We start from the raw sequence: 17,031 nt of genomic DNA on the forward strand, positions 1-17,031 counted from the left end.
TCATCGGGCATGCATCACGCAATGAGCATGCATCACGCAATGGATTCGATGCGGCAACGGCTCGGAAGATCGGGGAGCGGACCGGTCCGCCTGGATCGGCTGGCGGAAGCCTGTCTCGCCCCGGCGGTGATGCGGCAGGGTTTCGGCTCGGCCCGGATGATCGCCGCCTGGGATGCGATCGTCGGCCCCGATCTCGCTGGCCGTACCCGGCCGGAGCGGATCCGCTGGCCGGGCCGGCGCGAGGAACCCGGCGACATCGCCGCCGCGACGCTGGTAATCCGCGCCGAAGGCTTCGACGCGCTGGAGCTGCAGCACATGGCCGCCATCATCCTCGACCGCGTCAACGCCATGTTCGGCTGGCGGGCCGTCGGCCGCATTGCGATAAGGCAGGCGCCGGTCGAGCTGGGTCCTGCCGAACCGCTGCCGCCGCCTGCAGCGCCGGCCATCGACTCGCCGGCCCTGCAGGCGGTCCGGGATCCGGATCTGCGCGCGGCGCTTGCCCGCCTCGGCGCCTGCATCGCACGACGCGAGGACACGGCGATGTGAAACGGGCGTGCGAAGTCTTGCCATAATCCACCGGAACAGCATGATCCGTGCTAAGGGACCGCTCGGTCGCCGCACGGCGTGCGCGAAGGGTCCTCTGGATGCTGGGAGAGCATGATGAACATGAACCGCAGGCAACTGCTTCTCGCCGGAACCGCCGGCATCGCGCTGCTGGCGGCGGGCGCCATCGGCATGGGCCGCCTGGCGCCGCTTGCCGCCGCGCCTGTGGACAGCGAGGCGCTCGCCGTGGCCGGGCCGCTCGGCGAGCGGACGCTGGGTGATCCCAATGCCCCCGTGACGATCGTGGAATATGCCTCGCTCACCTGCTCGCATTGTGCCCAGTTCCACAAGCTGACCTATCCGCAGCTCAAGGAGAAGTACATCGACACGGGTCAGGTATATTTCATCTTCCGCGAGTTTCCGCTCGATCCGGTGGCGACCGCGGCGTTCATGCTGACGCGCTGCGTGCCGGAGGAGCAGTATTTCCCCTTTGTCGGGGCGCTGTTCGAGAACCTCGATGTCTGGGCCTACACCAACGACCGGGTCGCCGGTCTCAAGCAGATGGCGCGGCAGGTCGGGATTACGGAGGAAAAGTTCGAGGCATGCTTGGCGAATCAGGAGCTTCTTGACGGGGTGAACTGGGTCAAGCAGCGCGGTGCCGAGCAGTTCGACGTGAACTCGACGCCGACCTTCTTCATCAACGGCGAGATCCATCGTGGCGCATTGCCGTTCGAGGAGTTCGAGAAGCTCATCACGCCGCATCTGCCGAGCTGAAGCCGCGGCGCGCGTCCTGCCGCGCGCGGCGCGCCGCCGGACCCCCGACCGATGAAGCTCACCCGGCTGCGGATCGTCGGTTTCAAGTCCTTCGTCGATCCGTCCGAGATCCATATCGACCCCGGCCTGACCGGCATCGTCGGGCCGAACGGCTGCGGCAAGTCGAACCTGCTGGAGTCGCTGCGCTGGGTGATGGGCGAGGCGTCGCACAAGTCGATGCGCGCCTCCAGCATGGACGACGTCATCTTCTCCGGCAGCGCCGGCCGACCGGCGCGCAACTCGGCCGAGGTCTCGCTCGTCATCGACAATTCCGATCGTCGCGCGCCGGCCCAGTTCAACGACGCCGACATCCTGGAGGTTTCCCGCCGCATCGAGCGCGAGACGGGCTCGGTCTACAAGATCAATGGCCGCGAGGTGCGGGCCCGCGACGTCCAGCTGCTGTTCGCCGACGCCTCCACCGGTGCCCATTCCGCCGCCATGGTCCGCCAGGGCGAGATCGGCGAATTGATCGCCGCCAAGCCGCGCGACCGTCGCCGCGTGCTCGAGGAGGCCGCCGGCATCGCCGGGCTGCACAGCCGCCGCCACGAGGCCGAACTGCGGCTGCGCGGCGCCGAGCAGAACCTCGAGCGGCTCGACGACGTGATCGGTCAGCTGGCGCTGCAGCTCGAGGGGCTGAAGCGCCAGGCGCGCCAGGCGTCCCGCTACCGGATGCTGTCGGCCGAGATCCGGCGCGCCGAGGCGATCCTGTGGCATCTGCGGCGTCAGGCCGCCATCGCCGCCATCAAGGAGCGCAAGCAGGCTCTCGGTGCGGCCTTCGCCCTGGTGACGGAGCTGACCGAGGCCGCCGCCGCCGCCGCCGCCCGCCGCGCCGAGGCGGCCGCGGTGCTGCCGTCGCTGCGCGAGCGCGAGGCGGAGGCCGCGGCGCGCCTGCGCCATCTTGTCGTCAGCCGCGAGGGCATCGAGCGCGAGATCAAGCAGGTGTCGCGGCGCCGTGACGAGCTGGCCGAACGGCTTCTCCAGATCGGCGGCGATCTCGAGCGCGAACGCCGGGCGATCCTCGACAGCCGCGAAACGCTGGCCCGCCTTGAAGCCGAGGACCGCGAAATCGCCGAGGAGGCGGTCGCGGCCGGCGCCGCGGCGGGCGATCTGGCGCGGCGGCTCGCCACGGCCGAGACCGAGCTGCAGGCTGCCGATACGGCGCTCGGCCAGGCGACGGCCGCAGCGGCCGAGTTGGCGGCGCGCCGGCGCGGCCTCGAGCGGAGCCTGCGCGAGGAGACCGACCGGGTCGGCAAGTTCGAAGCCCAGCTGCGCGAGGTCGAGGCAGAGGCGGCGCGCCTCGCCGCCGCTGACGCCGGCGGCGAACTGGACGCGCTGCGGGCCGCCGTCGCCGAGGCCCGCGCGGCCATCGAGGGGGCCGAGGCCGCGGCCAGCGCCGCCGAGGCGGCCGAGGCGGCCGGCCGCGACGCGCGCGAGGCCGCGCGTCGGCCGCTCAACGACCTCGAGCGGGATATGAAGGCGCTCGAAACCGAGCGTCAGACGCTTCTCAAGGTGCTCGCGGCGCAGACCGGCGCGGCATGGCCACCGCTGATCGATTCCATCACGGTAGAGCCCGGCTTCGAGGCGGCGCTCGGAGCGGCGTTCGGCGAGGACATCGATCATCCGGCCGTGGCGGACGCGGCCATCCACTGGCGGCAGGTCGCGCCAGCCCCTGACGACCCCCGGCTGCCGGAGGGCGTCCGGCCGCTCGCCGACGTCGTGACGGCGCCGGCGGTTCTCGCCCGCAGCCTGGCGCAGGTCGGCCTCGTCGCCCCCGAGGACGGTCCCCGTTTGCAGCCGCTGCTCAAGCCCGGCCAGCGGCTCGTCTCCCGATCCGGCGGGCTGTGGCGCTGGGACGGCTACACCGCGGCCTCCGATGCCCCGACCGCTGCCGCCCGGCGCCTCGAACAGCGGAACCGGGTGGCCGAACTCGACCGCGAGATCGCCACAACCGCGGCCGATCTTGCCGCGGCCCGTGCGGCGCTTGCTGCCGCAGAAGCCGAGGCGAAACGTCTGGCCGAGCAGGCGGCCGCGGCCAAGGCGGCCCGTCAGCGCGCCCGCGCCGCACTGGCCGAAGCCGACGAGCGTCGCGCCGCCGCCGAACGGCGCGCCAGCGAGGCCACCGCGCGGGTTGGCGCACTCGCCGAGGCCAGGGCCCGCATCACCGCGAGCCTGGCCGAGTCGCAGGCGCGCCGGGCCGAGGCCGAGGCGGCGCTTGCCGCGCTTGACGGTGAGACGGACATCGCCACCCGCGTCGAGATGCTGAAGGTGACGGCCGCTGCCGCCCGCAATGCCTTTGCCGAAGCGCGCGCCGCGCTCGAGGCCCATTCCCGCGAGGCGAAGCAGCGCCAGACGCGACGCGAGCGCGTTGCCGCCGACACGGCGCGCTGGCGCGGGCGCATCGCCGAGGCGGAACGCCATGTGGCGACATTGTCGGCGCGCGAGGCCGAGATCCGGGCCGAGGCCGACGCTCTCGCCTCGGTCCCTGCCGAGCTCGCGGCCCGCCGCGAATCCCTGTCCAGCGAGATCGCCGCTGCCGAGGCCGCCCGCAAGTCCGCCGCCGATGCGCTCGCGGCCGGCGAGACGGCGCTGGTGGAGGCCGACCGAGTCGGCCGCGAGGCGGATGCCGCCCTGTCGGCGGCGCGCGAGGCCAAGGCGCGCGAGGAGGCGATGCTGGAGGGGCTGCGCCAACGACTTGCGGACGTCGAGGAGGCGGCACTGGAAGCGCTCGACCGTCCGGCCGGCGAGGCGCTTGCCGTTGCCGGGCTCGGACCGGAGGACCCGCTGCCGCAGCCGGAGGAGCTTGAACGCGATCTCGAGCGGCTGAAGCGCGATCGCGAACGCCTCGGCAGCGTCAACCTGCGCGCCGAGGAGGAGATGCGCGAGATCGAGACCCGGCACGACGGGCTGGTCGCCGAGCGCCGCGATCTCGAGGAGGCGATCCACCGTCTCCGGCAGGCGATCGCCAGCCTGAACCGGGAAGGCCGCGAGCGGCTGCTGGCGGCCTTCGATGTGGTCAACGGCCATTTCCAGACCCTGTTCACGCGGCTGTTCGGCGGCGGCGCCGCAGAACTGCAGCTCATCGAATCCGACGATCCGCTGGAGGCCGGTCTGGAGATCGTGGCGCGACCGCCGGGCAAGCGCCCGCAGACGCTGACGCTGTTGTCCGGCGGCGAGCAGGCGCTGACGGCGACCGCACTGATCTTCGCGGTATTCCTGACCAATCCCTCGCCGATCTGCGTGCTCGACGAGGTCGATGCGCCGCTCGATGATCACAATGTCGAGCGCTTCTGCGACCTGATGCAGGAGATGGCCCGCACGACCGAAACGCGCTTCCTGCTGATCACCCACAACCCGATCACCATGGCACGGATGGACCGGCTGTTCGGCGTGACCATGGCCGAGCGCGGCGTGAGCCAGCTTGTCTCGGTAGACTTCAGGGCGGCCCTGAGCCTCCGCGAAGCGGGCTGAATCCCGCCGCAGCGATGCCGGCAAGTCGTATGTCGCGGTGCAGCGAGGTCAACATTTATGTTATAAGTCAGATAGTTAGCCTGAAATGGCGCATCCTTGACACTGTGCTGGCGGCCCACTATGGTGCGCGCGGCTTCGGGGGCGGGATGCCCCGGCTGTCGTTTCGGGCGGATGCACACCGGGCCGTCGAGGTGCGGTGGTGACTGACGAGCCGAAGACAGAGCCGGGAACCGTCGAGCCAGGGGTTAATCCGGCCGATCTGACGAGCCGTCGAAAGGCGCATGGCGAATCTCTGGCCAGTGCCCGCCGGCGGTACGATCCGCCGCCGGAGGAGTCGCAGCGTTCGAGGGCGCTCGGCATGGCCTTCAAGGTCGGTGTCGATCTCGTCGCGGGGCTTCTGGTCGGCGGGTTTCTCGGCTGGTATCTCGACAGCTGGCTGGGAACGAAGCCAATTCTGTTCCTGCTGTTCATCGCGCTCGGCGCGGCAGCGGGGATACGCAGCATCTTCCGCCAGGCCTACCGGATGAACCGGGAAGCCGGGGGCGGGCCGAACGAGACGGCCGGCGGCGCCGGCGGGACCTGACAGGCGACGAGGAGTTTCGCGTGGCGGCCGAGAGCGGACATGGCGGTGCAACGTTCGATCCGATGCACCAGTTCGAGATCAACCGCATCCTTCCGCTCAACATCGGCGGGATCGACGTCTCCTTCACCAATTCCGCGCTGTTCATGGTCATCATCGTCGCGGCGGTGAGCCTGTTCACCATCGCCTCGATGAGTGGTCGCGCGCTGGTTCCCGGCCGCATGCAGTCGCTGGCGGAGCTCTCCTACGAGTTCGTCGCCAACATGGTGCGGCAGAATGCCGGCACCGAGGGGATGAAGTACTTCCCCTTCATCTTCACGCTGTTCATGTTCATCCTGTTCGCCAACATGATCGGCATGATCCCCTATGCCTTCACGGTGACGAGCCACATCATCGTCACCTTCGTGCTGGCGCTCGCCGTGTTCATCGGCGTCACCATCATCGGCTTCGTCAAGAACGGTGTCGGCTTCCTGACGCTGTTCGCGCCCTCCGGCGCGCCGATGGTGCTGATGCCGCTGCTCATCGTCATCGAGGTCATCTCCTATCTGACCCGACCGGTGAGCCTGTCGGTGCGCCTGTTCGCCAACATGCTGGCCGGCCACACCATGCTCAAGGTGTTTGCCGGCTTCGTCGTCATGCTCGGCTTTGTCGGCGGCTGGCTGCCGCTCGCCGCGATGGTCGCGTTCACCGGCCTTGAGGTGCTGGTGGCGTTCCTGCAGGCCTATGTCTTCGCCATCCTCACCTGCATCTACCTCAACGACGCGCTCCACATGCACCACTGAGCGAGCGAACGTCGCGACCAGACCTTCACCGAACCCTTCAGAACCGTCAGTCTTCAAGGAGCTAGTGACATGGAAGCGGAAGCTGCAAAGTACCTCGGCGCGGGCATCGCCTGCATCGCGCTCGCCGGCGCCGGTCTTGGCATCGGAACCATCTTCGGCAACTACCTGTCGGCCGCGCTGCGCAATCCGTCGGCCGCCCAGGGTCAGTTCCCGAACCTGCTGCTGGGATTCGCGCTCGCCGAAGCGACCGGTCTGTTCGGCCTCGTCGTCGCCCTGATCCTCCTCTTCGTCGTCTGACGGCGCTGCCGCCGGCGGCCCCTTCAACGGGCTCGAACCGATGCTCAGCTACAAAGAGACCATCATCGTTCTGGCCCAGTCCGACGGGCAGGGCAGCGGGATTGCCGAAGAGGTGATCCACAGCGAGCAGACCGAGATCTCCGAGGCCATCGGACTTGAAGAGCACGGCAGCGGCGGAATGCCGCAGTTCAACTTCGAGACCTACGCTCCGCAGATCGTCTGGCTGATCATCACCTTCGCCGTGTTGTATGCGCTGATGGCGCGCGTGGCACTGCCGCGCATTGCCACGGTGATCGAGCATCGGCGGGATCGGATTGCCAGCGATCTCGATACCGCCGCCCGTCTCGGCGCCGAAACGGACGAGGTCATCGCGGCCTATGAGGCCGAGCTCGCCGAGGCCCGCGGTCGGGCGCACGAGATCGCCGCGGCCACCCGCGCCCGGCTCGATGCCGAGCTGGGCGAGGAACGGGCGAGGGTCGAGGCGGAACTCGCCGAGAAGACCGCCGACGCGGAGCGGCGCATCGCCGAGAGCAAGGCACGGGCGCTCGCCGAGGTGGACGGCGCTGCCGCCGATGCGGCGGCGCAGATCGTCGAGATGCTCGCCGGCGTCAAGGTCAGCAGGTCCGAAGTCGAGGCGGCCGTCGCCGCTGCCCGCGGCGCCTAGACAGGAGCCCGCCATGGGAATCTTCGCCGCACCGGAAACCTGGGTTCTGGTTTCCTTCATCATCTTCGTCGCCATCGTGCTGTACCTCAAGGTGCCGGCCCGAGTGACGGCGGCGCTCGATGCGCGCGCCGCGCGAATCCGGGCCGAACTCGAGGAGGCGCAGCGCCTGCGCGAGGAAGCTCAGTCGCTTCTCGCCGAATATCAGCGCAAGCGCCGCGAGGCCGAAAAGGAGGCCGAGGATATCCTCACCCTGGCCCGGGAAGAGGCCGACCGCCTCAAGCTGGAGGCGCGCCGGCAGCTCGAAGAGATGATCGCGCGGCGCACGCGCATGGCCGAGCTCAAGATCTCGCAGGCCGAGGCACAGGCCGTCGCGGATGTCCGCGCTGCCGCGGCGGATGCCGCAATCGCGGCCGCCGAGCGCATCCTGGCCGAGAAGGTGAGCGGCAAGGCGGCCACGGCGCTGGTCGCCGACAGCATCGAACAGGTCAAGCGGCGCCTGCAGTAGGCGCACCGTTGAGCCGTCGTCGTTGGAACTCCCGATGCCCCGTCCGCGGCGGGGCACGCTCGCCTGCTGGCGCGCCCGCCGGTCAGATGCGGTCAGCGAACCGGTCCGTTGCCGACACGATCTCGTGCAGGATGCCTGGCTCGGTCCAGGCGTGACCGGCATCCGGCACGACGACGAATGCGGCCTCTGGCCAGGCGCGATGCAGGTCCCAGGCCGTCTGCATCGGCGTGCAGATGTCGTACCGGCCCTGGATGATGACGCCGGGAATGTCCTTCAGCCGCGAGGCGTCACGGATCAGCTGCCCCTCCTCGAAGAAGCCGCCATTGACGAAGTAGTGGTTCTCGATCCGGGCGAAGGCGACGGCGAACCTGTCCTCGCCGTGCCGCACCGCCATCTGCGGATCCGGCAGCAGTGTCAGCGTGCGACCCTCCCAGAGGCTCCACGCGCGCGCCGCCTCGACCTGCACGGCGCGGTCGGGATGGGTCAGCCGCTTGTGGTAGGCCGCCATCAGGTCGCCGCGCTCATCCTCCGGAATCGGAGCCAGATAGGCCTCCCACAGGTCCGGGAAGATCCACGAGGCGCCTTCCTGATAGAACCACAGCAGTTCGGCGCGCCTGAGCGTGAAGATGCCACGCAGGATCAGGCCGCGGCAGCGTTCGGGATGGGTCTGGGCATAGGCGAGGGCGAGACAGCTGCCCCAGGACCCGCCCAGAACCAGCCAGCGTTCGACGCCCAGCATCCGGCGCAGCCGTTCGATGTCGGCGATGAGATGCCATGTCGTGTTGGCCTCGAGCGAGGCGTGAGGCGTCGAGCGCCCGCACCCGCGCTGGTCGAACAGCAGCATACGGTAACGGGCCGGATCGAACAGCCGCCGGTGATCCGGCGAACATCCCGCACCGGGTCCGCCATGCAGGAACACGGCGGGGAGTCCGTCGGGATTTCCGCAGACCTCCCAGTAGATCGAATGCCCGTCGCCAACGTCGAGATACCCCTGGTCAAGGGGCTCGATCGGCGGATAGAGCGTGCGGCGGTCCTGCATCTGGCCTCTGGTTCCGTACGCCCCTACTCCGCCGCGTCACGCGCCGGCTCGGGTCCGACCGGTGCCGGGGCCGACCAGCGCAGCACCGGCTGGCGGGCGGCGCGGGTCTCGTCAAGGCGGCGGCGGGGGGCGAACCGGGGCGCGCCGGCGAAGCGGTCTGTCTCGCCGCGCCTCGCCGCCATGGCGAGATCGCGCAGGGTCGCGATGAACAGGTCTAGGCTCGCCTTGGATTCCGATTCGGTCGGCTCGATCAGCATCGCCCCATGCACGACCAGCGGGAAGTACATGGTCATCGGGTGGTAGCCCTCGTCGATCATCGCCTTGGCGAAATCCAGCGTGGTGACGCCAGTGCCATCGAGGAATTCATCGTCGAACAGCACCTCGTGCATGCACGGCCGGTCGCCGAACGGCAGGCTCATCAGGTCGGACAGGCTGGCGCGGATGTAGTTCGCCGCCAGCACCGCATCCTCGGCCGCCTGGCGCATCCCATCGGCGCCGTGGCTGAGCATCCAGGCAGCGGCCCGCACGAACATGCCCATCTGGCCATGGAAGGCGGTCATCCTGCCGAAGGGATGCGCCCCGCCAGCCTTGTCGGCATTTTCGACGAGATCGAATCCCTCGGGTCCCGACACGACCCAGGGCAGTGGCGCGAAGGCAGCCAGCGCCTCCGAGAGTACCACCGGCCCCGCCCCCGGCCCGCCGCCGCCATGCGGCGTCGAAAAGGTCTTGTGCAGGTTGATGTGCATGGCGTCGACGCCGAGATCGCCCGGTCGGACGCGGCCGAGGATGGCGTTGAAGTTCGCCCCGTCGCAGTAGAAGAAGGCGCCCGCCGCATGCACGGCCTCGGCGATCTCGATGATGTCGCGCTCGAACAGGCCGCAGGTGTTGGGGTTGGTCAGCATGATGGCGGCGACGTCCGGCGCGAGCTTCGCCTTCACCGCTTCCGGATCGACGGTTCCGTCCGCGCGGGCCGGGATCGATTCGACCCGGTAGCCGAGAAGCGCCGCCGTGGCGGGATTGGTGCCGTGCGCGGATTCCGGCACCAGCACCACCGATCGGGCGTCGCCGCGCGCCCGCAGCGCCGCCTTGATCGCCATCATCCCGCACAGTTCGCCATGCGCGCCGGCCTTGGGCGACATGGCGACGGCCGGCATCCCGGTCAGCACCTTCAGCCCCTCGGCGACCAGATGGATCAATTCCAGCGCGCCCTGCACGGTCGAGACCGGTTGCAGCGGATGGATGTCGCCGAAGCCCGGCAGCCGCGCCATCTTCTCGTTGAGCCGCGGATTGTGCTTCATCGTGCACGAGCCGAGCGGGTAGAGGCCCGTGTCGATCGCATAGTTCTTCTGGCTGAGGCGCACATAGTGGCGCACTGCCTCGGGCTCGGTGAGGCCAGGCAGGTGCGGCGCCGTCCTGCGCCTCAGCCCGCCGAGCCGTGCCGGGGTTTCCTCCTGCGCGTAGAGATCGACACCGGTGACATCGAGCCGCCCGGTCTCGAAGATCAGCGGCTCCTCGATCGTCAGCGCGCGGTTGCCGGTGAAGGTCTCGTGCCCTGCGGCTGTGGTCTGCTGGGGCACGCTCGGGCGCCCCTGGCGGTTCATCGTCATCCCACCACCTCCTCGAGCGCCGTCACATAGGCTGCCCTGTCGTCGTCCGTGTTGATCTCGGTCGCAGCGACCAGGATCAGGTTGTCGAGGCCCTCGCCCGGATACAGACGGCTCGCCGGCACGCCGCCGAGCACGCCCTTGCGCGCCAGTGCCTCGATCGCTTCGTGGGCCTTGCCGGGGATGCGGATCGTGAACTCGTTGAAGAACGCCGTATTGAGCACGTCGACGCCCGGCACGGCCCCGAGCATGTCCGCGAGCTTCACCGCGTTCTGGTGGTTGATCTCGGCGAGGCGCTCGAGGCCCCTGGCGCCCAGCAGCGTCATGTGGATGGTGAAGGCGAGCGCGCACAGTCCGGAATTGGTGCAGATGTTGGAGGTCGCCTTCTCGCGGCGGATGTGCTGTTCGCGCGTCGACAGGGTCAGCACGAAGCCGCGCCGGCCCTCCGCGTCGACGGTCTGGCCGCACAGGCGGCCCGGCATCTGCCGCACGAATTTCTGCCGCGTCGCGAACAGGCCGACATAGGGGCCGCCGAAATTGAGCCCGTTGCCGATGCCCTGGCCCTCGCCGACCACGATGTCGGCGCCCATCGCACCGGGCGGCTCGATCAGGCCGAGCGACACGACCTCGGTGAACACCGCGATCAGCAGTGCTCCGTGGGCGTGCGCCTTCTCCGCAATCGGCGCCATGTCGACCAGATTGCCGAACACGTCCGGCGACTGCACCACGACGCAGGACACGGTGTCGTCGATGCGGCCGAGGATGTCCTCCGCGCCGACCGGCACCGGCGGCAGCACCTCGACCTCGTGGCCGGCCATCTCTGCGAGGTTCTCGACCACGGCGCGATAGTGCGGATGCAGGTTGCCGGCGACGACCGCCTTCTCGCGTCGCGTCAGCCGGTGCGCCATCAGCACCGCCTCGCCGGTCGCCGTCGAGCCGTCATACATCGAGGCATTGGCGACTTCCATGCCGGTCAGCTCCGCCACCTGGGTCTGGAACTCGAACAGCACCTGCAGCGTCCCCTGGCTCACCTCCGGCTGGTAGGGCGTGTAGGAGGTGAGGAATTCGGAACGCTGGATCAGATGGTCGACACTCGCCGGCACGTGATGGCGGTAGGCGCCGGCACCGACGAAGAACGGTACGCTCGCAGCCGCCACGTTCCTTCCGGCCAGACGGGCAAGCAGCCGCTCGACCTCCATCTCGCTCTTGGCCTTGGGCAGATCGACGGGGTCCGTCCGCCAGGCCGCGCGCGGCACGTCGGCGAACAGATCGTCGATGCTGGAGACGCCGATCTTCGCCAGCATGGCGGCGCGGTCGGCCTCGGTCAGGGGCAGGTAGCGCATCAGGAGCTCCTCAATCGGTCACCGGCTCGACGGTGACCTCGCTGCGCACGGAATTGGCGATGTAGCAGAGGCGGTGGGCCTCCTCGTGCAGCGCGGCGAGACGGGCCGGATCGGGCGCGGCGCCCGCGGCGAAGGTGGCGCGCGGCCTCAGCGTCACCTTGTCCACCCACCAGCGCTTCGCCTCGAGGCGGGCCATGCTGGCGTGCGCGTGGTCCTCGTAGGCCTCGACGACGAAGCCGGCCCGCTGGGCCAGATTGAGGAACCACAGCATGTGGCACGACGCCAGCGCGGCGACCAACGCTTCCTCCGGATCCACCGCGTCCTCGCGCGACAGCGGCGGCGGCACCACCGCGGGCGAGGATGAGCCCGGCACGGTCACCCCGCCGTCGAACATCCAGTCGTGCCCGCGGCTGTACTGGCCTGAGGCGAAATCGCCCTCGGCCGTCCAGCGGACGGTCGCTGTGTAGAGATGCGCCATGGCTCAGCCGATCTCGTCCAGATAGGCCTTGTAGGCATCCGCTGACATCAGACTTGCGAGCTGTCCCTTGTCGGCGATCCTGAGCTTCAGGAACCAGCCGTCGCCCTCGGCGGCGGTGTTCACCTTCGCCGGCTCGTCGGTCAGGCCCTCATTCACCTCGACGACCTCGCCGGAAACCGGCGCATAGACCTCGCTTGCGGCCTTCACCGATTCGACGACGGCCGCCTCTTCGCCCTGCTTGACCGACTTGCCGATCTCGGGAAGCTCGACATAGACGACGTCGCCGAGCTGGCCCTGCGCGTAGTTGGTGATGCCGACGGTGGCAATGTCGCCCTCTACGGTGATCCACTCGTGATCCTTGGTGAAATAGGTGGTCATGCGGTCGGTCCCTCGGGTTTGGTCATGAGTTCGACGATGTCGCCTTCCGTCATCCCGGGCGGCCGCAGGCCGATCCGGGGTCGGGACGCCACCGGCGCAGGGTGAGTCCCATCCCGGCTCATCGCTTGTACCGGTTGGGCACGAAGGGCAGGGCGGCCACCGTTGCCGGCTCGTCGCGGCCGCGGACGCTCAGCGACACTTCGGTTCCGATATCGGTGAAGCCTCGGGCGACGTAGCCCATGGCGACCGGGCCGCCGACGGACGGGCCGAAGCCGCCGCTGGTCACGGTGCCGACCGGCCTGCCACCGGCTGCGATCGCGGTGCCCTCGCGCGCCGGAGCCCGGCCCGAAGGTCTGATCCCGACCCGCCGACGTGACGGCCCTTCGGACATCTCCCGCCGGATCCGGTCGAAGCCCGGAAAGCCACCTTCCGCGCGCCGACGCCTGCCGATCGACCAGACGAGCCCCGCCTCGACCGGCGAGGTGGTCTCGTCGATGTCGTGGCCGTACAGGCACAGACCTGCCTCGAGGCGCAGCGTATCTCGCGCGCCGAGCCCGATCGGCGCGACCTCCGCTTCGGCGAGCAGCGCATCCCAGACCGTGCCGGCGTCGCTGTCGGCCACGGAAATCTCGAAGCCGTCCTCGCCGGTGTAGCCGGAGCGGGAGACATGGCAGTCGATCCCGTCGAACTGGGCGCGCGTCGCGGTCATGAAGCCGAGTTCGACGGCCCTCGGGCAGTGCCGCGCCATCACCGCCTCGGCCTGCGGCCCCTGCAGCGCGATCAGCGCCCGGTCGGTCAGCGGCGTGAGTGTGAGTCCGGCGGGCAGGCGCGCGGCGATATGCGCGTAGTCCACTTCCTTGCGCGCCGCGTTGACGACCAGCAGCAGCCGGCCGTCCTCCTGCGGTGCCGCCGGGCGGGTGACCATCAGGTCGTCGATGATCCCGCCATCCTCGGTGAGCAGCTGGGTGTAGCGTAGTGCGCCGGGCTTCAGGTCGCGGATCTCGCCGGGCACCAGCGACTCGATCGCGGCGGCCACGGCGGCGTGGTCGGACCCGGCGAGGACAGCCTGGCCCATGTGCGACACGTCGAACAGACCGGCCTTCTCGCGCGTCCAGAGATGCTCGGCAATGATTCCCTTCGGATACTGCACCGGCATCGCATAGCCCGCGAAGGCAACGATGCGCGCGCCGAGCGCCGCGTGGCGGTCGTGCAGCGGCGTGCGGAGCAGCGGCGTGTCGGAGGCGGGACTGTCAGCCATGTCGGATCCTGCGTGAAGGCGTGAGTCGATGACCCTCGATGGGTTCGCTCGTGCCCCCTCTGTCGCAGGACCTGAGAGATTTCGCCGCGGGTCGGCCGCGACTTACCCCCTTCGGTGAGCCGCCGGCACGATCGGCCGCCGGCGGCTGCTTTCCAGAGTTTCATCCTCCTGCGGTCCGTTTGCCTGAGCGTTTCCGGGGCCGGTTGCGCCTTCGGCGACGGGTTGCGGACCGTTCTCTCCCGCAGGATTCGTCGAATGTCGACGCGATCTTAAGGGTCGGTGGCAGGCTGTCAACCGCGGCGGCGGCCTGACGCCATGTCGTCGAACCCGACATAGACCACGAAGTCGTTGATGTGCTGGCCCTCCGGCACCTCGTAGTAGAGGTTGTCCTCGACCTGCTGGAACTGCGCCACCGTCTCGCCGGGCATCACCGTGGCCTGAACCCGGTAGAGCTGGGTCCAGACCGGCTCGCCGCCGCGCCCGACGAAGGCTGCGCGCAGCGGCAGTTCGACCGTCCCGGGCCCGCCCTTCGGACCGGTGATCACGCGCCCCGCAACCCCGAACTTGATGCGGATCGCATTCGGCGCGATGAACTCGCACTCGCGCGCCGTGCGGGTGACCCCGCCCTGGTAGATGATGTGGCCGGGGTCCCCGTCGAAGCCGCGCTCGTAGGTGCGGTAGGTCTCCGTTCCCTCGCGAACCACCACCTGCGGACACTTGACCGGCACCGGCGGCGGCGGCGCGTTGGGATCGACCTGCAGCTCGTTCGGGTCAGGCTGGCCCGCGCCGACCAGGAGCCGGCCGAGTCCGATGGTGGAATCACTTGCGTCCTTCATCGCCTGCGAGTCGCAGGCCGCCACACCGCCCGCCAGCCCGACCAGCATGATCAGCCGCGCCAGGCGACGGGCCGTCGGCACCGTCGGGATCTCCCGCATTCCACGCTCACCTTCGTTTACGCTACTCGGGCGCCCTTATAGCAGGGCGCAGCGGCATTGCCCAAGGGGCGAGCCCGCTGTCGGCAGCTTACACCCTGTCGGCCTCCCGGCGTTGGCCCGGTCTGGGCAAGACCCGGACCCGTGGAAACCGGTCCGGCGTCAGGGCTTGCGACGACAGGGCAGTCAGGGCGGATCATCGGTTCGCTGAAACGATGATCTGCTCCAGCCATGCATGGATCGGCAGCCGCCGAGGTGGAACACCCGGCGCCGGATGCGGGATTCACTCCGCCTTCACGCCGCGCATGCGAGAGTGGCCCTTGTTGCGGCGCCACCCCTTGCGTTTGCGGCTGCTGATACCACATCACTTGGGAATATTTTCTTGACCACTCCAAATCACAGCTTGGCTCCCATCCATGGCGCGTGATCCCTATGACGTCCTCGGCGTGAGCCGCTCGGCCAGTGCCGCCGAGATCAAGAAGGCCTATCGCAAGCTCGCCAAGAAGTATCATCCCGATACAAGCCGCGAGCCCAGGGCCAAGGAGCGCTTTTCCGAGGCGACCGCCGCCTATGATCTGCTGAGCGACGCCGACAAGCGCGGAAAATTCGACCGCGGCGAGATTGACGCCGACGGCAACCCGCGCTTCCACGGCTTCGAGGGCTTCGGCCCCGGCGGCATGCGTGGCGGCGTTCACGAAGGCCCCGGCGGCATGCGCTGGACCTATACCACCAGCAGCGATCCGCGCGCAGGTGGCGGCTTCGATCCGGAGGATCTGCTGCAGGGCATATTCGGCGGGCTCGGCGGCGGCTTCGGAACGCGTACGCGGTCGCGGTCGCCGGGCGTGCGCGGCGAGGACGTGGCGTTGGCCTTGAGCATCGACCTCGCCGAGGCCGCCAGAGGCGCCGTCAAGCGCGTGCGGCTGCCCACCGGCAAGGAGGTCGATGTCCGAATTCCCGCCGGCATCGAATCGGGCAAGCAGATCCGCCTGCGCGGTCAGGGCATGCCGGGCGAATTCGGTGGACCCGACGGCGATGCCATCATCACCGTTACCGTCAACAAGCATCCGCTGTTCAAGGTCGATGGATACGACCTGCGCCACGAGCTGCCGGTGACGCTCTACGAGGCGGTGCTGGGCGCGACGGTGCGCGTGCCGACGCTGGACGGACAGGTCGAGCTCAAGATTCCGCCGAATTCCTCGGGTGGGCGCACGCTGCGCCTGAAGGGCAAGGGGTTGCCCAGGCCCGGCCACGGCCATGGCGATCTGTATGTGACGCTGCGCATCGTCCTGCCGGAGAAGCCCGATCCCGAGCTTGAGTCGCTGATGGTGAAGTGGCGCGAGACCAGGCCCTACACGCCGCGCGACTGACCGCTCGTCCCGCCGGACTGGCCTGCGGCCTCTTGTGCCGCCATTGTGCTAGAGGCAGACCACCGGGTCTGCTGACCCACACATGCGGAGCGGAACATGCCAATTCTGTACAGGACCAAGGCGACGGCGACAGGCGGACGCGACGGGGCGGCGCGCAGCGAGGACGGCAAGGTCGACGTCAAGCTCTCGGTACCGAAGGAACTCGGCGGCCCGGGCGGGGCTGGCACCAATCCGGAACAGCTGTTCGCGGCCGGCTATGCGGCCTGCTTCCTCGGTGCGCTGCGCTTCGTCGCAGGCAAGCAGCAGGTGGCCATTCCGTCGGATGCGACGGTGACGGCGGATGTCGGCATCGGGCCACGCGACGACGGCGGCGGCTTCGGTCTCGACGTGGCGCTGACCGTGTCGGTGCCCGGCGTCGCGCGCTCTGTGGTCGAGGACCTCGTCCACAAGGCGCACGTCGTCTGTCCCTACTCGCACGCCACCAGGAACAACATCGACGTGCGGCTCGAAGTGGCGTGACCGACGGGAGGTCCGCCTCACCTCTCCCGGCCGGCGTGGATGGTGCCGCGATGCTCGGTGCACCTGACCGCTCCGCGGCCGCCGTCGCCTGACCGCGGCCGACCGTCCGATCGGACCGGGCGGCGCGCCCGCTGCATCATCGACGAGAGCGGCATCGAGATCCGGATCGCCGACGCGAGAGCCGGACGCGCTGCGGGCCGCAACGTGCATGCATGGCTTTGCGCACCGGATACCGGAAGTGTTACGCTTGCCGGGCCTTCCGATGCGCAACGACCGGGCAATCGCGCGCCCGGTCACCAGATGAGCCGGAAGATCACCCGTCCCGAACGAGCGACAGCGCAAAGACACCCGATGACTCCGCCCAAGACCCCCCTTTTGGACACGGTACGCGTTCCTGCTGATCTTCGTCGGCTGTCGGACGATCAGCTTCCGCAGCTTGCGGAGGAGCTTCGCCGAGAGCT

General features: G+C 69.3%; 17 protein-coding genes and 2 riboswitches. Of the genes, 10 read left to right on the plus strand and 7 right to left on the minus strand.

Translation table 11 applies throughout. The features are described 5' to 3' along the window. The first annotated feature begins 21 nt into the window (after window positions 1-21). The 8 genes from EDC22_RS07370 to EDC22_RS07405 all read left to right on the plus strand — a co-directional run bounded on the left by EDC22_RS07370 (window position 22) and on the right by EDC22_RS07405 (window position 7,652). A complete protein-coding gene (locus EDC22_RS07370; RefSeq protein ID WP_165926824.1) occupies window positions 22-546 on the plus strand; it encodes a DUF721 domain-containing protein in 525 nt (174 codons plus the stop codon). Window positions 547-660: 114 nt separating this feature from the next. Next, the gene (locus EDC22_RS07375; protein WP_132805964.1) at window positions 661-1,317 is read left to right on the plus strand and encodes a DsbA family protein; all 657 of its coding nucleotides are present in this window, start codon (window positions 661-663) and stop codon (window positions 1,315-1,317) included. Between the two features lie 51 nt (window positions 1,318-1,368). After that, window positions 1,369-4,824, plus strand: a complete 3,456-nt coding sequence (gene smc, locus EDC22_RS07380) for a chromosome segregation protein SMC (RefSeq protein ID WP_132805965.1) — start codon at window positions 1,369-1,371, stop codon at window positions 4,822-4,824. 199 nt (window positions 4,825-5,023) lie between these two features. Continuing rightward, window positions 5,024-5,407 carry an AtpZ/AtpI family protein gene (locus EDC22_RS07385; RefSeq protein ID WP_132805966.1) on the plus strand — a complete coding sequence of 128 codons (384 nt, stop codon included), beginning with the start codon at window positions 5,024-5,026 and terminating at the stop codon, window positions 5,405-5,407. A gap of 62 nt (window positions 5,408-5,469) precedes the next feature. Continuing rightward, window positions 5,470-6,186 carry a F0F1 ATP synthase subunit A gene (locus EDC22_RS07390; protein ID WP_132806020.1) on the plus strand — a complete coding sequence of 239 codons (717 nt, stop codon included), beginning with the start codon at window positions 5,470-5,472 and terminating at the stop codon, window positions 6,184-6,186. 69 nt (window positions 6,187-6,255) lie between these two features. After that, on the plus strand, window positions 6,256-6,483 hold the full coding sequence (locus EDC22_RS07395; protein ID WP_132805967.1) for a F0F1 ATP synthase subunit C: 228 nt from the start codon (window positions 6,256-6,258) through the stop codon (window positions 6,481-6,483). A gap of 40 nt (window positions 6,484-6,523) precedes the next feature. Next, window positions 6,524-7,147 (plus strand): F0F1 ATP synthase subunit B, encoded by a 624-nt coding sequence (locus EDC22_RS07400; protein ID WP_132805968.1) that lies wholly within the window; start codon window positions 6,524-6,526, stop codon window positions 7,145-7,147. Between the two features lie 13 nt (window positions 7,148-7,160). Continuing rightward, complete coding sequence (locus EDC22_RS07405) at window positions 7,161-7,652, plus strand: F0F1 ATP synthase subunit B family protein (RefSeq protein WP_132805969.1); 492 nt, start codon at window positions 7,161-7,163, stop codon at window positions 7,650-7,652. An 82-nt stretch (window positions 7,653-7,734) separates the two neighbouring features. Here the strand turns inward: EDC22_RS07405 and pip are convergent, their stop codons facing one another. The 7 genes from pip to EDC22_RS07440 all read right to left on the minus strand — a co-directional run bounded on the left by pip (window position 7,735) and on the right by EDC22_RS07440 (window position 14,687). Continuing rightward, window positions 7,735-8,691, minus strand: coding sequence for a prolyl aminopeptidase (pip, locus tag EDC22_RS07410; RefSeq protein ID WP_132805970.1), 957 nt, complete (start codon window positions 8,689-8,691; stop codon window positions 7,735-7,737). 23 nt (window positions 8,692-8,714) lie between these two features. After that, window positions 8,715-10,298, minus strand: coding sequence for an aminomethyl-transferring glycine dehydrogenase subunit GcvPB (gene gcvPB / locus EDC22_RS07415; protein WP_132805971.1), 1,584 nt, complete (start codon window positions 10,296-10,298; stop codon window positions 8,715-8,717). After that, a complete protein-coding gene (gene gcvPA, locus EDC22_RS07420) occupies window positions 10,295-11,638 on the minus strand; it encodes an aminomethyl-transferring glycine dehydrogenase subunit GcvPA (protein ID WP_132805972.1) in 1,344 nt (447 codons plus the stop codon). Before gcvPA ends, gcvPB begins: the two co-directional genes overlap by 4 nt. A gap of 10 nt (window positions 11,639-11,648) precedes the next feature. Then, window positions 11,649-12,116, minus strand: coding sequence for an OsmC family protein (locus EDC22_RS07425; RefSeq protein WP_132805973.1), 468 nt, complete (start codon window positions 12,114-12,116; stop codon window positions 11,649-11,651). 3 nt (window positions 12,117-12,119) lie between these two features. After that, complete coding sequence (gcvH, locus tag EDC22_RS07430) at window positions 12,120-12,494, minus strand: glycine cleavage system protein GcvH (RefSeq protein ID WP_132805974.1); 375 nt, start codon at window positions 12,492-12,494, stop codon at window positions 12,120-12,122. A gap of 118 nt (window positions 12,495-12,612) precedes the next feature. Beyond that, a complete protein-coding gene (gene gcvT, locus EDC22_RS07435; RefSeq protein ID WP_132805975.1) occupies window positions 12,613-13,752 on the minus strand; it encodes a glycine cleavage system aminomethyltransferase GcvT in 1,140 nt (379 codons plus the stop codon). 57 nt (window positions 13,753-13,809) lie between these two features. After that, a riboswitch (glycine riboswitch) is annotated at window positions 13,810-13,910 on the minus strand. A gap of 3 nt (window positions 13,911-13,913) precedes the next feature. Beyond that, window positions 13,914-14,004: riboswitch (glycine riboswitch) on the minus strand. A 38-nt stretch (window positions 14,005-14,042) separates the two neighbouring features. Continuing rightward, a complete protein-coding gene (locus tag EDC22_RS07440) occupies window positions 14,043-14,687 on the minus strand; it encodes a hypothetical protein (RefSeq protein WP_132805976.1) in 645 nt (214 codons plus the stop codon). 413 nt (window positions 14,688-15,100) lie between these two features. On the opposite strand from EDC22_RS07440, the gene EDC22_RS07445 reads away from it, so the two are divergent. Together EDC22_RS07445 and EDC22_RS07450 are read left to right on the plus strand one after the other, a co-directional pair. Then, the gene (locus tag EDC22_RS07445) at window positions 15,101-16,051 is read left to right on the plus strand and encodes a DnaJ C-terminal domain-containing protein (RefSeq protein ID WP_132805977.1); all 951 of its coding nucleotides are present in this window, start codon (window positions 15,101-15,103) and stop codon (window positions 16,049-16,051) included. Between the two features lie 96 nt (window positions 16,052-16,147). Then, a complete protein-coding gene (locus EDC22_RS07450; RefSeq protein ID WP_132805978.1) occupies window positions 16,148-16,570 on the plus strand; it encodes an organic hydroperoxide resistance protein in 423 nt (140 codons plus the stop codon). The last annotated feature ends 461 nt before the right edge of the window (window positions 16,571-17,031 follow it).

The sequence above is a fragment of the Tepidamorphus gemmatus genome (genome assembly GCF_004346195.1).
In the GTDB taxonomy this organism is placed as follows: Bacteria; Pseudomonadota; Alphaproteobacteria; order Rhizobiales; family Tepidamorphaceae; genus Tepidamorphus; species Tepidamorphus gemmatus.